At 64.0% G+C, this 12,243-nt stretch carries 14 protein-coding genes, 1 tRNA gene and 2 pseudogenes; 10 read left to right on the top strand and 7 right to left on the bottom strand.

The genetic code is table 11. From position 1 onward, the window contains the following. The 3 genes and pseudogenes from KW83_RS16995 to KW83_RS16985 all read left to right on the top strand — a co-directional run. A pseudogene (locus tag KW83_RS16995) lies at positions 1-898 on the top strand (IS5 family transposase); the annotation flags it as partial. 227 nt (positions 899-1,125) lie between these two features. After that, complete coding sequence (locus KW83_RS16990; protein WP_051928613.1) at positions 1,126-1,428, top strand: hypothetical protein; 303 nt, start codon at positions 1,126-1,128, stop codon at positions 1,426-1,428. Next, the gene (locus tag KW83_RS16985) at positions 1,418-1,750 is read left to right on the top strand and encodes a hypothetical protein (protein WP_152563636.1); all 333 of its coding nucleotides are present in this window, start codon (positions 1,418-1,420) and stop codon (positions 1,748-1,750) included. Before KW83_RS16990 ends, KW83_RS16985 begins: the two co-directional genes overlap by 11 nt. Here KW83_RS16985 and KW83_RS16980 read toward each other — a convergent pair. Further along, positions 1,738-2,103, bottom strand: a complete 366-nt coding sequence (locus KW83_RS16980; RefSeq protein ID WP_036181322.1) for a hypothetical protein — start codon at positions 2,101-2,103, stop codon at positions 1,738-1,740. The two genes, KW83_RS16985 and KW83_RS16980, sit on opposite strands and share 13 nt — an antisense overlap. A gap of 429 nt (positions 2,104-2,532) precedes the next feature. Here KW83_RS16980 and KW83_RS22045 point away from each other — a divergent pair, with 429 nt between their 5' ends. Next, entirely contained in the window at positions 2,533-3,219 is a 687-nt protein-coding gene (locus tag KW83_RS22045) for a zinc ribbon domain-containing protein (RefSeq protein ID WP_081904674.1), read from the top strand. On the opposite strand, the gene KW83_RS16975 is transcribed toward KW83_RS22045, so the two are convergent. Next, a tRNA-Thr gene (locus KW83_RS16975) sits at positions 3,182-3,257 on the bottom strand. The two genes, KW83_RS22045 and KW83_RS16975, sit on opposite strands and share 38 nt — an antisense overlap. Positions 3,258-3,399: 142 nt before the next feature. Here KW83_RS16975 and KW83_RS21035 point away from each other — a divergent pair. Beyond that, entirely contained in the window at positions 3,400-3,558 is a 159-nt protein-coding gene (locus KW83_RS21035) for a hypothetical protein (protein WP_161785523.1), read from the top strand. Next, positions 3,552-3,712, top strand: a pseudogene (locus KW83_RS20750) (IS3 family transposase); the annotation flags it as partial. The gene KW83_RS21035 and the pseudogene KW83_RS20750, both read left to right, overlap by 7 nt. Before the next feature lie 26 nt (positions 3,713-3,738). Here KW83_RS20750 and KW83_RS16965 read toward each other — a convergent pair. From KW83_RS16965 to rpmH, 4 genes are all read right to left on the bottom strand, one after another. Beyond that, a protein-coding gene (locus tag KW83_RS16965; RefSeq protein WP_152563524.1) for an IS3 family transposase occupies positions 3,739-4,886 on the bottom strand; the annotation gives its coding sequence in 2 pieces (ribosomal slippage) (positions 3,739-4,643 and positions 4,643-4,886; 1,149 coding nt in all). An 822-nt stretch (positions 4,887-5,708) separates the two neighbouring features. Beyond that, a complete protein-coding gene (yidD, locus tag KW83_RS20155) occupies positions 5,709-5,966 on the bottom strand; it encodes a membrane protein insertion efficiency factor YidD (RefSeq protein ID WP_235191458.1) in 258 nt (85 codons plus the stop codon). Then, on the bottom strand, positions 5,963-6,337 hold the full coding sequence (gene rnpA, locus KW83_RS16950; RefSeq protein WP_036181320.1) for a ribonuclease P protein component: 375 nt from the start codon (positions 6,335-6,337) through the stop codon (positions 5,963-5,965). Before rnpA ends, yidD begins: the two co-directional genes overlap by 4 nt. Positions 6,338-6,347: 10 nt before the next feature. Then, a complete protein-coding gene (gene rpmH, locus KW83_RS16945; protein ID WP_036181318.1) occupies positions 6,348-6,482 on the bottom strand; it encodes a 50S ribosomal protein L34 in 135 nt (44 codons plus the stop codon). Between the two features lie 274 nt (positions 6,483-6,756). On the opposite strand from rpmH, the gene KW83_RS16940 reads away from it, so the two are divergent. Genes KW83_RS16940 through KW83_RS16930 form a run of 3 tightly spaced genes read left to right on the top strand, consistent with a single transcriptional unit; the run spans position 6,757 to position 10,305 of the window. Then, a complete protein-coding gene (locus KW83_RS16940) occupies positions 6,757-7,485 on the top strand; it encodes a TVP38/TMEM64 family protein (RefSeq protein WP_036181316.1) in 729 nt (242 codons plus the stop codon). Continuing rightward, on the top strand, positions 7,486-8,901 hold the full coding sequence (locus tag KW83_RS16935; protein ID WP_036181314.1) for a dihydrolipoyl dehydrogenase family protein: 1,416 nt from the start codon (positions 7,486-7,488) through the stop codon (positions 8,899-8,901). A gap of 18 nt (positions 8,902-8,919) precedes the next feature. Then, complete coding sequence (locus KW83_RS16930) at positions 8,920-10,305, top strand: sensor histidine kinase (RefSeq protein ID WP_036181312.1); 1,386 nt, start codon at positions 8,920-8,922, stop codon at positions 10,303-10,305. A gap of 250 nt (positions 10,306-10,555) precedes the next feature. On the opposite strand, the gene KW83_RS21265 is transcribed toward KW83_RS16930, so the two are convergent. Beyond that, on the bottom strand, positions 10,556-11,008 hold the full coding sequence (locus KW83_RS21265) for a hypothetical protein (protein ID WP_036181310.1): 453 nt from the start codon (positions 11,006-11,008) through the stop codon (positions 10,556-10,558). Positions 11,009-11,173: 165 nt separating this feature from the next. Between KW83_RS21265 and KW83_RS16920 the strand changes: the two genes are divergently transcribed. Next, positions 11,174-12,217 carry a C4-dicarboxylate TRAP transporter substrate-binding protein gene (locus KW83_RS16920; RefSeq protein WP_036181308.1) on the top strand — a complete coding sequence of 348 codons (1,044 nt, stop codon included), beginning with the start codon at positions 11,174-11,176 and terminating at the stop codon, positions 12,215-12,217. Positions 12,218-12,243 lie beyond the last annotated feature (26 nt).

Below are 12,243 nucleotides of genomic sequence, written 5' to 3'. Positions count from 1 at the left end.
GAACTGGTCCACCTACAACTAGTCTGTCAGGAAGCGCGGGTCGCTGCTGATCTGGCTGGACAAGGAGATGACCTGGCACGCGCCGCATGAGGGACGCCCGGGGCGCCCCCCGGTCTTTTCGAATGCCGCGATACAGTTCTGCCTATCGATCAAGGTTCTGTTCAAGTTGCCGCTCAGACAGACTGCCGGGATGGTCGCCAGTCTGCTGCGACTCGCGGGGCTGGACTGGCCCGTTCCGGACTACTCGACCCTGTGCCGTAGGCAGAAGACCTTGAAGGTTCAGATCCCCTATCGCCGTGCTGGCGGGCCACTGAACCTGCTGGTTGATAGCACCGGCATCAAGTTCCTCGGCGATGGCGAGTGGCAGGCCCGGAAGCATGGCATTCAGGGTCGCCGCCAATGGCGCAAGGTGCATCTGGCGATGGACACCGCCACCTCGGATATCCTGGCCGTCGAGTTCACCCACAGCCGGGAAGGCGACAGCCCCGTCCTGCCGGACCTGTTGGGCCAGATCCCCGAAGACGAAGACATCGGCACCGTGACCGCGGACGGCGCCTACGACACCCGCCGCTGCCACGGCGCCGTCATCGCACGCGGTGGCACGGCAATCATACCCATCCGAAGGAACGGTCGGGCTTGGAAGGAGGACTGTCCGGCTGCCAAGGCACGCAACGAAACCCTGCGCGCCACGCGTCACTACGGTCGGGCGTTTTGGAAGCGGTGGACCGGATACCACGCCCGAAGCCGCGTGGAGGCCAAGATGCGATGCCTGAAGGCCTTCGGCGAGCGCATCGCCGCGAGAGACCCAGACCGCCAGACCGCCGAAATCCACATCCGTGTCGCCCTTATCAATCGCTTCAACGCGCTCGGCACCGCCGAGGTGGTCCGCGTGGCCTGAACCCGAACGGGAAAGGGACACTCACGCCTCAGGCGGCCTTTCTGCAACAAAACCGCTCGGCAGCGTTCTGGTGCAGGGCTGGCTTCGAGCCACGCGGCGCAGCGTGATTGAGCTGTCTGCACCGCATTCCCGCTCGCACCTGCCGCAATATGCCGGGGGCCGCGCCCTTCGGTACATCGAGGGCTTCGCGCCCACATCCTGACCCCTGAAAACAGAAGGACTTCACCATGACGGACAAACAAAAGATGACGCCCGCAGCGCGGCTGCGCGAGGGAAGCGTGAACGCCGAAATCTGGGAAAACCAGACCGAGCGCGGCACCCATCACCGGGTCACCTTCAGCAAATCTTATCGGGACGCGGAAGGAGCCTGGCATAAATCGGCAAGCTTCGGCGCTGGCGATCTTCTGAACCTTCAGCATCTCGTGGGCCGCGCCCATGACGCGATCCGGGATCGGCAGCAGGAGAAACCCGAGCGACCAAGGGCCCGGACGCGGACGCGCCAGCGGGATGATCACGCCCGTGAGCGATGATCTCCGGAAAGCCTTCTCCGGCATGGCGGCGAAGGACTCCGCCATCCGGCGCGAAGGTCTGCCTGATCCGGCGAAGGTGGCCGAGACGGGCATCAAGACCAGAGAGTCACTCGGCTGGATGGAGGCCAGATTGCCTTCGCGGCCAGCTCCGCGCCATGACATCGATGATCCCGGTATTCGGGGCGCATCGGATGATCAAACCAATGCCGAGGCACAGGAGCGTGTGAACGCCATGCGCCGCCGCTTCCATAAGCGCGCTCGCAAAGGCCGGGAGGATTTCGAGATGGCGCGCAAATGCCGGGATCGCGGTCATGAGCGGTAAAGGAAAGCGGGCCGGATCACCACGATCAGGCCCGATGAATAGCTGGCCGGGCTCTCGCCGCTACCATCGCACCGCAGAAAGTTGCGCATCCATTTGTTTGTCGGATCGGGGAAGAGGTCGTCGTAGATGTCGGGATAAATGTAGGCTTCACCGCTGGGGAATTTCAGGCGGTCCACATAATCATCGACCATATACAGAGCCGTGCGCCATTTGGCACCGCTCCCGATATCATCGTTCAGCTCGCGCGCAGGCAGCCAGATGTTATCGCGGTAGTAGGTCTTGCTGGTGATCTGCCAGTCCGGAGAGACGTAGATGACCGAACTGTCGAGATTTGCGGGGGTGGTAGCAAGCATGCGCTCCTTTCTGTTGGTTCAGACAAAAAAGGAGAAGCTACGCTCGGAAACCAACTAATCCGCGTCTTTGCAGCCCTCCCGGCTCGTGTCCGGTCGATATCGGAACGCGGGATCACGATTACAAGAGCCGCCGCGCTGTCCATGTCCAAACGCTGTCCAGATTTTGGTCCGTCTTCGCCCGAATGGGGTTCATGGGCCGCCAGTTTGGCTCCCGCCAAGCGGCAGCAGTCCGCATCCTGCCGCACCACATACAGGTGATCTGAAGCTCAACAGGAGACACGGCATGCCTCGAAACCGAAACACGTGCCGGAAAGCGGAACCGCGCAAAATTTGCGCATATTCTATGCGCGGTGGTATAATTGAAGATAGGGGCGGGATTGCTGCGTTTCACACGCAAATCCTCTTCCTTCCGCCAGCTCCGTTCCGAGAATGCGGGGGTTTGTCAATTGCCAGGCTTGCGGCAACGCGATGACGGCGGCCTGGTCGAAGGGCAAGTACCGCCGCTACGCCTATTATCGCTGCGTCACGCGCAACTGCGATGCAAAAGGCAAGTCGGTTGCCAAGGCCAAGCTCGAAGCCGGGTTTGAACAGATCATGCAAAGCCTGGCACCGTCGCGCCAGCTCGTGGAACTGGCCGGAGCCATGCTCGCCGATGCGTGGAGCCACCGTGAGGAAAAGGCTCTGTCTGACCAGCGCGCGTGGCAAGCGCAGATCAAGCAGACTGAGAAGCAGATCGAGGACCTTCTGGACCGCATCGTCGATGCCGAGCGGGAAAGCGTCATCAAGGCCTATGAGAAGCGGCTGGACAAGCTGGAGCGGCAGAAGATCGTCCTGGCAGAAAAGGCCTCAAAGGCGCTGCCGACGAATAAGGCCCAGAGGGAATGTATTGAACAGGCCCTCGGATTTCTCGCAAACCCTTATTATGTTTATAAAAATGGCAGCCACGCCGTTAAGCAAACAGTGCTCAGACTGGTCTTTGTGGAGCCACTGAACTACTGCCGGGAGAACCAGTATGGAACACCGGAAATTTCGTTCCCCTTCAAGGTGTTAGGGGGTTCTGCATGCGCAAAAAAGATGGTGGTGCCCCCAGAGAGATTCGAACTCCCGACATCTTGATTACAAATCAAGCGCTCTACCAGCTGAGCTATAGGGGCCAGACGATTTGTTCGTTAGACGAGTGTCCGGCGCAACGCAACGGGACACTGGAGTGCTCCTCGTGCCGCGGACGGTTGGCTGGATGCAAACGCTCGTGCTGCCGACGGGTTTTGCCGAGCTCAATGGAGCTCGAAGACGGCCATGCAGGCCCAAGAGTTGAACCATCGCGTGCATGAACGGCATCGGTTGACCCGCGATGTGCTCTGCCTGGCGGTCGACCACCGTCACGATGCGGAGCTTCTTGCCCATGGCGAACTGGTCGTGGACGAAGTCCATCGCCCAGACCTCGTTCGGGCATGACGGTGTCGGAAGCCAGGCGGCTGAAGGCGCTCGAGGATGAGAACGCGACGTTGAAGAAGCTGCTTGCCGGGCAGATGCTGGACTTGGCAGCAATGAAGGAGCTGGTTTCAAAAAAGCGGTGGCGCCTGCCGTGAAGCGCGAGGCGGTCGCGCATCCGGGGTCTGAGGTGCCCCTAGTTTCCTAGACACCTGCCTCTTTCAGTTTCTGCTGTCTGATTTCGAAGTCAACGGGCGACAGCATGCCGTTGTTCGTGTGCTTGCGCTTCGGGTTGTAGAAGAGCTCGATGTATTCGAACACGTCCTGCCTTGCCGCTTCTCTGGTCGGATAGGTGCGACGTCTGACCCGCTCCCGTTTCAGCAACTGAAAGAAGCTTTCGGCGACCGCGTTGTCATGGCAATTGCCGCGCCGGCTCATGCTGGGTTCGAGGCCGTGCTGGCGCAGGAAGGTCTGCCATTCGCGGCTGGTGTACTGGGAGCCCTGGTCTGAATGTACCATGACCCGGTCAGTCGGCTTTCGTCGCCAGATGGCCATCAGAAGAGCTTGGAGCGCCAGATCCGTCGTCATGCGGGATTGTGCGGACCAACCGACGACGCGACGGGAGAACAGGTCGATGACGACACAGAGATACAACCAGCCTTCATGGGTCCGCAGATAGGTGATGTCGGTCACCCAGACCTGATCGGGCCGGGACGCCTCGAAGCACTGCTCCAGCCTGTTCTCGGCCACCACCGCAGGCTTGCCACCATATCGGCCGGGGCGGCGCCGATAGCCGACCTGCGCAGCGATCCCGGCCAGCGACGCCAGCCGGGCAACACGGTTCTCCGAGACCCGCTCGCCCTGGTCGCGCAGATCGTCCGTCAGCTTGCGATAGCCATAGACCTTGCCGCTGCCGGCCCAAGCCTGTCGGATCAGTTTCGTCTGACGTGCATCCTCCTGTGCGCGGTAGCTTAACGGTTCCTTAAGCCATGCATAGAACCCGCTGAAATGCACCCGCAGCACTCGGCACATGGCCCGAACGCCGAACTCTTCGCGATGCGCCCGGATGAACGCGTACTTCATTGGGACGCGCGCGCGAAGTACGCCGTTGCCTTCTTTAGAATGTCGCGCTCCTCGGTCACGCGAGCCAGCTCTCGCTTCAGACGCCGGTTCTCGGCTTCATGATCCACGCCGGGCTTTGAAACCGGTTCCGCGAACAACTTCAGCCACTTGTAAAGAGAATGCGTGCTGACGCCCAAACGCTGCGATACCTCCCGCACCGGATAACCGCGCACCGTGATCTGATGCACCGCATCCTGTTTGAACTCGTCGCTGTAATTGCTTGTCCCCATCTCGGCCTCCTCGCCTCAAAGTTAGGGGGCAAAGCGTCTACAAATCTAGGGGCACCTCAATGACCTTCGGCTTCATCCACTGCCCGGCAGAGCATTCCGAAGGAATGTCCCGAGAGGGGAGGCGGAAAAGGCCAGCTTTCCCGTCAGCCGGATGTGCCGTATCCTGGATATCAGCCAGAGCGAGTTCTTCGCTAGGCCGGGCCGCCCGGCCTGTCGTCGCCAGCAGCGGGACATGGTCCATCTTGCCCACATTCGCACGGTGTTCGCCCTGTCGAACGGCACCTGTGGCAGCCCGCGCATCATCACGACCTGATCGACGACGGCCATCGGATCGGGCGTCATCGCACGGCCCGGCCCCCTATCGGCAGATTGCCGTGCAATCGCCTGCCGGGCAACGGATGCGCGAGAACCGGTTGATCGCCCGGCAAAAGCGGTGCTTCAAGCGGACAACAGACAGCGAACATGCCTGGCCGGTCGCGCCCAACCTTGCGGCTCAGGACGTCACGGCAGATTGCCCCGACCGGAAATGGGGTCGTCCCGTGTGGCGCCATCGGGTCTGAAAAGCGACGGACCCGATGCGAGAGGAACGGGCTACGCCCGTCGGTCGCGGTCGGATCTGTCCGGGAATGTCCTGCCGGGACTGCGGATCGCGGCGCAGGCGGGACGGGTCAGCCGTGGCGGGCGTCGGAGCGGGGGCTTCCGCGAGAGGCCACACGGGCGGAGCGGCTGGATCATATGCATGGCGCCCCTCCCTCTGGTCCAGTGGCCCGTCGGCCGCCTGGCACATCCGTGACGGAAAGTCGCGCCCATATATCGAGCAAATCAGCGCGGCGGCACGTTGTCGATCCCCGACCCGCCCCAAGGATGGCAACGCACGATTCGGCGCAAGGTCAGCCATCCCCCGCGCAGCGCTCCATGGGCGGCGAGCGCCTCCAATGCGTAGGCAGAGCAGGTCGGGTGGTAGCGGCAGTTGAACCCGACCCAGGGCGAGAAGACCAGCCGGTAGCCCCGGACGGGAAGGGACAGGATGCGGGCCGCCGGGGACGGGGGCCGATGTCGGATCGGGGGACGGGCGCTCACGGGTGCAGCCGGGTCAGCGCCTCGATGAGATCGGCGCGGAGGGTGGCGAAGTCGCGGGCCGCGGTCTCGTCCCGGCGGCCGATCAGCACGTAATCCCAGCCGGCGCGGCCATGGTCGGGCAACTCCAGCCTCGCGACCTCTCGCAGGCGGCGCTTGGCGCGGTTGCGCGCCACGGCGTTGCCAACCTTCTTCGAACAGGTGAAGCCTACATGCACCGCGTCGCCGTCGCCCCGATCCCGGCCCTGCAGAACGAAGCCCGGCGTCCGCACCGTGCGTGCCCGCGCGGCACGCAGGAACTCGGGACGCGTGCGCATCCGCTCCAAAGCCAACAGCCCGCGCGCGGGGGTCGCGGCGGGCGGATCGGCGGTCATCCGGTCAGGCTCAGGCGCTGAGCTTCTTCCGGCCCTGCGCGCGGCGGGCGTTCAGGATCTTGCGGCCGGCCTTGGTCGCCATGCGTGCGCGAAAGCCGTGGCGGCGCTTGCGGACGAGGTTCGAGGGCTGGAACGTGCGCTTCATCTCGGTCTCCCGTGGATCACGGTCTGGGCGGCGGGGGTCGGGGTCCCTCTGGCCGCGGTCAATCTGATAAGGTCGGTCGGATATGCCGCACGTGCCGACCTGTCAACCTTGGCGATCGGCTTTCACGGGCCCGATGTTTCAGCTTGGCCCGGAATGTTTCAAAACCCGTCGGGATGATGCCAATCCGGTCAATCGCGCGTGAGGCGCCTCGTCAAGGGCGGCCCGCGCAGTGCAGATGAACGGATCACCGCCGCAGACTTTCCCGAGGACATCCATGACCGACACAGCCGCCACCACGTCGCCCTGGCTCAAACGCCTGCCGATCATCGTGATCGCGCTGGTGGCGCTGGTCGGCGCCTTCACCCTGCGCGACTATCTCAGCTTCGAGACGCTGTCGCAAAACCGTGCAAGGCTTCTGGCATTCCGCGACGCCAACTACCCGTCCGCGGTCCTGGTCTTCGTGGTAGTCTATGTGGTTATCGTCGCGTTCTCCCTGCCCGGTGCGACGATCGCCACGCTCACCGGCGGTTTCCTCTTCGCCACCTTTCCGGGGGTGATCTACAACGTCTCGGCCGCGACGCTGGGTGCCGTGGCGATCTTTCTGGCCGCGCGCTGGGGTCTGGGCGAACGGCTGGAGGCGCGGATGAACGCCGGCGAGGGCACGATCAGGCGCATCAAGGACGGCATCGACGAGAACCAGTGGTCCATGTTGTTTCTGATCCGTCTGGTCCCCGCGGTCCCGTTCTTCGTCGCCAACCTGGTGCCCGCCTTCATGGGCGTGCCGCTCTGGCGCTATGTGGTGACGACATTCCTGGGGATCATCCCCGGCGCCCTGGTTTACACCAGCGTGGGTGCCGGGCTCGGCTCGGTCTTCGCGCGCGGCGACACGCCGGATCTGTCGATCATCTTCGAACCGAGGATCCTGGCTCCGATCTTGGGGCTTTGCCTGCTGGCCGCCCTGCCCATGATCCTCAAGGCCGTGCGCGGCAAGAAGGGAGTCTGAGTGATGAAGCTTACCTGCGACGTCTGCATCATCGGCGCCGGTTCCGGCGGGCTGTCGGTCGCCGCCGGCGCCGCGCAGATGGGGGCCGACGTGGTGCTTATCGAGGGCCACAAGATGGGCGGCGACTGCCTGAACTACGGCTGTATCCCGTCCAAGGCGCTTCTTGCCGCCGCCCATGACGCCCACGCGCCGATCCACCCCGTCACCGGCGTGTCGCCGGTGCGGCCCGACGTGGACTATGCCGCCGCGAAGGACCGAGTGGCCGCCGTGATCGACACCATCGCCCCGGTGGACAGTCAGGAGCGGTTCGAAGGCTTCGGCGTCCGCGTCATCCGCGACTGGGCACGGTTCACGGACACGGATACCGTGGTGGCGGGCGCGCATGAGATCACCGCCCGCCGGTTCGTCATCGCCACCGGGTCGCGCCCCTTCGTGCCGCCGATCGACGGCATCGACAGCGTGCCGTACCTGACCAACGAGACGGTCTTCGATCTGCGCGAGCGCCCCGATCACCTGCTGGTCATCGGCGGCGGGCCGATCGGGATGGAGATGGCGCAGGCGCACCGTCGGCTGGGCTCCGAGGTCACGGTCATCGAAGGCGCCAAGGCGATGGGCAAGGACGACCCGGAGGCCGCCGCGCTGGTTCTGGAGCGGCTCCGCGCCGAAGGGATCACCATCGTCGAGGGCCAGCAGGCGGCCCGCGTCGTCCGGGACGGCGGGCAGCTGACCGTCGATACCGGGTCCGGCAGCTACACCGGCTCTCATCTGCTGGTGGCGGTGGGGCGGCAGGTGAACCTGGACAAGCTGGACCTCGACCGCGCCGGGGTCAGGCACGACCGCGCCGTGACCGTCGACGGCCGCCTGCGCTCGGTTTCGAACAAGCGGGTCTTTGCCGTCGGCGATGCCGCCGGGCGGCTGCAGTTCACCCATGTCGCCGGCTACCACGCCGGGGTGGTGATCCCGCAGCTGATGTTCGGCGTGCCGTCCAGAGCCAAGGACCATCACATTCCCTGGGCCACCTATACCGATCCCGAACTGGCCCATGTCGGCCTGACGGAGGCGCAGGCGGTCAAGGAACATGGCCGCTCCAAGGTGACCACCGTGCGCTTCACCTATGATGAGAACGACCGCGCCCAGGCCACCGGCAAGACCGACGGGTTCGTCAAGGTTCTGGTCGTCGGGGGCCGCCCCGTGGGCGCGACGATCGTCGGCCAGAGCGCCGGCGAGCTCATAGCGATGTGGGCCATGGCTCTGGCCAACGGCCTGAAGATGAAGGCGATCTCGGATACGGTGCTGCCGTATCCCACCTTGGCAGAGATCAACAAGCGGGCCGCGGGCGCCTATTTCTCGCCTATGCTGTTCAACAGCGATATGGTGAAGGCCGTGGTCCGTTTCGTGCAGAAGTACCTGCCCTGACGGGTCCAAGGAGGCCCATTGCTCAACACACTCTCGGGACGGTTCCTGATCCTGACCATCGGCTTCGTCATGCTGGCCGAGGTGCTGATCTTCGTGCCGTCGGTGGCGCGGTTCCGGCAGGACTACCTGCTGTCGCGGCTCGAACGCGCCCAGATCGCGTCCCTGGCCCTGCTTGCCGATGACATGATCGCGCCCGAGCTCGAAGCCGAGCTTCTACAGAACGCCGAGGTCTACAACGTCGTGCTGGTGCGCGATCAGATGCGGCAGCTTGCCCTTGCCTCACCCATCCCCGAGCCGATCTCCGAGACCTACGACCTGCGCGATCCGGGGGTGGTCGAACTCATCGTGGGCGCGCTCGACGCGCTGGTCAGCCCGTCGAGCCGCGTGATCCGGGTGATCGGCCAGCCCGTGCGCGAAGGCGGCGAACTGATCGAGATCACCATGCCCGCCGCTCCCCTGCGCACCGCGATCATCGACTACGGACTCCGCATCCTGCTGCTGTCGGCGGTCATCTCTGCGATGACGGCGATGCTGCTGTTCCTGGCGGTGCGCCGGCTCATGGTCAAACCGATCCGCGGCGTCGTGGACGCGATGCAGAGCTATGCCGCCGCCCCGGAGGACGCGCGGCGGATCATCGTGCCGTCCGCCGGTGTGCGCGAACTCCGCACGGCCGAGGAAGCGCTGCAAAGCCTTCAGCAGCAGCTGACCTCTGCGCTTCGGCAAAAGGAGCGGCTGGCACAGCTGGGCAGCGCGGTGGCCAAGATCAGCCACGACCTGCGCAACGTGCTGACGACGGCGCAACTCTTCGCCGACCGCATCGAGACCTCTCACGATCCAGCGGTCGCGCGCATGGCGCCCAAACTGCTGAATTCGATCAGCCGGGCGATTTCCATCTGCGAGGGCACCTTGACCTTCGGCAAGGCAGAGGAACCGCCGCCCCAGCTGGGCCGGGTCATGCTGGCCGATCTGGTCGAGGACGTGCTGGACGGAGAGCGGCTGGCCGCCGGCGAGGCCGACATTTCGTTCGGTGAGGATGTGCCGGCCGCGATGACGCTGCGCGCCGACCCCGAGCAGCTCTACCGCGTGCTCGGCAATCTGGTCCGGAACGCGCGGCAGGCGCTGTTGGCCAAGGGGCGGGGCGGCGAAATCGTGGTCTCCGCCAACGAGACCGCGGAGGACTGGGTGATCCGCGTCAGCGATACCGGACCCGGCCTGCCGGCGCGCGCCAGAGAGCACCTGTTCCAGCCGTTCCACTCCGCATCGAAGTCGGGCACCGGGCTGGGGCTGACGATCGCCCACGATCTGCTGCGCGGCCACGGCGGCACCATCGAACTGGTCGATACCGGCCGCGACGGCACGACCTTCGAGCTTCGTCTGCCCAAGGGCGTCGTGTCACTGGGGTGACGCCCGCGCACCATGCGCGGGTGCCGCGCAACCCTCAGCCAAGGGGGGTAAAGCTGAAAACTTTCCCCGCAGCCGCCCTTTGCCCCGCTCCGAAGGCCAGAGGTTGGAATCCTCTCGGGTGCGCCATTTGCCATTCCGCCGGTGAAACAAACATAAAGCATTGAAGCGTAATGAATATTTTGGTTCGAACGCCCTGATATCGGCAGCACCGTACAAGCTCCGCAAAGGCGAGCCGCAGGACGGTTGATTTTCAACAAAAGATCTTTCCGTCCTCCAGCTTCCCGATGTGCCTCTCGTAGGCCGCAATCTCGCTGGAGGTGGTGGATTCGACGATGCGGTCGAGCAAGGCCTCGATCTCTGTCTCTACCTTGTGGATATCTTTCTTGAGGGTCTCCGAGGCATCCGCCGCCTGCGCAGTCCGCCTGTCCCAAATGGCCCGGAACACGGCCTTGGCGAGCTGGTAGAGACCCTTGGAGGGCTCCAGTGAGCGCAGCAAACCCTCAAAGTCATCTTCGAGCTGATCTCGCCGGATCGACTTGCGGCAGTTCTCACAACCCTTCGTCTTACACGGATAATAGTGATGCTTGGCTCCCGTAACTGTTTTCGTGCGCTCCTTTCGAACTTGATTGGGGATCTGTTGCCGAGCAATGCGCTTCAGGCCTGCCACGGCGCGGAGCTCGGTGCGTCCGTTCGCGATCTCCATCGTCTTGACCTGCTCGGCGCGGTGACCGGATGTCTTCGGCTCCGCAGAGCATTGCAACGGGCGTGACGCAGGGTTGCCAAAGGTGCATGGCCCGCCTAATATTCTAATTAGCAGAACGAAATTCTGCTATGCAGAATTGCAGCCATGACTGTCAGGGAGGACACCATGTCCAGATTTTTTTCCGGCGCGATCTGTGCGCTCGGTCTCACGGCGGGGGCCGCGTCGGCCCAGACCACGCTGTTCTTCGGAGAGGCGGGCCCGAATCGCGGCGCGCGGGCAGAGGCCATCACCTATTTCGTCGATCAGGTCTCCGAGCTTTCGGGCGGCGATCTGACCTTTGACGTTCAGTGGGGCGGAGCGCTGTTCAAGGCCGGTGCGGCGCGCGGCGGCATCGCGGACGGTATCGCGGATGCCGGGACGATCATCGGGGTCTATTTCCCGCAGGAGATGGCCGGCTACGGCATCGCCGATCTGCCGATCAACAACCCCGATGCCTGGGTCGGCATGAAGGCGACCGACGAGCTGATGCGCACGAACGAACAGGTGCAGCAGAACCTGGCCGAACAGAACCTGGTCTATATCGGCACGTTCACGACATCGGCGGTCAATATCGGCTGCAAGGGGGCCACGATCCAGAGCGTGGACGACATTTCCGGCCTCAAGGTCCGCGGCGTGGGCGCCTATGGGAAGGCCTTCGCCGACGTGGGCGCCAACCTGGTGTCGATGTCGATCTACGACGCCTATCAGGGCCTGGATTCCGGACTGATCGACTGCTCTCAGGGCTACAGCTACGTCGTGCCGGCGCTGCAGTGGCAGGAGGTGATCGACAGCTATACCCTGCTCAACTGGGGCCAGGTCGGCGCCCTGGGCATCTTCATGAACAAGGACATGTTCGACTCCCTTACCGAAGAGCAGCAGGGCGTCCTGATGGAAGCCGGCGGCATGATCCCCGATGAGCTTGGCCGGATCCTCAGCACCGACAACGAAGAGGCGGTGGCGATGATGAAGGAGAAGGGCATCGAGGTGGTCGAACTGCCCGACGAGGAGCGTCAGAAGCTGATCGACGCCGGATCGACCTATATCGACCAGTGGAAGGAGACCGCATCCGGTCTCGGCTTCGACAGCGAGGCGCTGCTGACCGAGTATCGCGGACTGATCGACAAGTACACGCAGCAGCGCGACCAGGAGGGCTATCCCTGGGGTAGCTGACGTCCGTCTGCCTTGCGCGGCACCGT

Source organism: Palleronia rufa (assembly GCF_000743715.1).
GTDB lineage: Bacteria > Pseudomonadota > Alphaproteobacteria > Rhodobacterales > Rhodobacteraceae > Palleronia > Palleronia rufa.
This window is presented reverse-complemented; position numbering and strand designations above follow the sequence as displayed.

Coding starts and splice junctions, on each gene's coding strand:
- KW83_RS16920 (WP_036181308.1), top strand. CDS start 11,174: ATGTCCAGATTTTTTTCCGGCGCGATCTGTGCGCTCGGTCTCACGGCG.
- rpmH (WP_036181318.1), bottom strand. CDS start 6,482: ATGAAGCGCACGTTCCAGCCCTCGAACCTCGTCCGCAAGCGCCGCCAC.
- KW83_RS21265 (WP_036181310.1), bottom strand. CDS start 11,008: ATGGAGATCGCGAACGGACGCACCGAGCTCCGCGCCGTGGCAGGCCTG.
- rnpA (WP_036181320.1), bottom strand. CDS start 6,337: ATGACCGCCGATCCGCCCGCCGCGACCCCCGCGCGCGGGCTGTTGGCT.
- KW83_RS16980 (WP_036181322.1), bottom strand. CDS start 2,103: ATGCTTGCTACCACCCCCGCAAATCTCGACAGTTCGGTCATCTACGTC.
- KW83_RS21035 (WP_161785523.1), top strand. CDS start 3,400: ATGCAGGCCCAAGAGTTGAACCATCGCGTGCATGAACGGCATCGGTTG.
- KW83_RS16940 (WP_036181316.1), top strand. CDS start 6,757: ATGACCGACACAGCCGCCACCACGTCGCCCTGGCTCAAACGCCTGCCG.
- KW83_RS16990 (WP_051928613.1), top strand. CDS start 1,126: ATGACGGACAAACAAAAGATGACGCCCGCAGCGCGGCTGCGCGAGGGA.
- KW83_RS22045 (WP_081904674.1), top strand. CDS start 2,533: ATGCGGGGGTTTGTCAATTGCCAGGCTTGCGGCAACGCGATGACGGCG.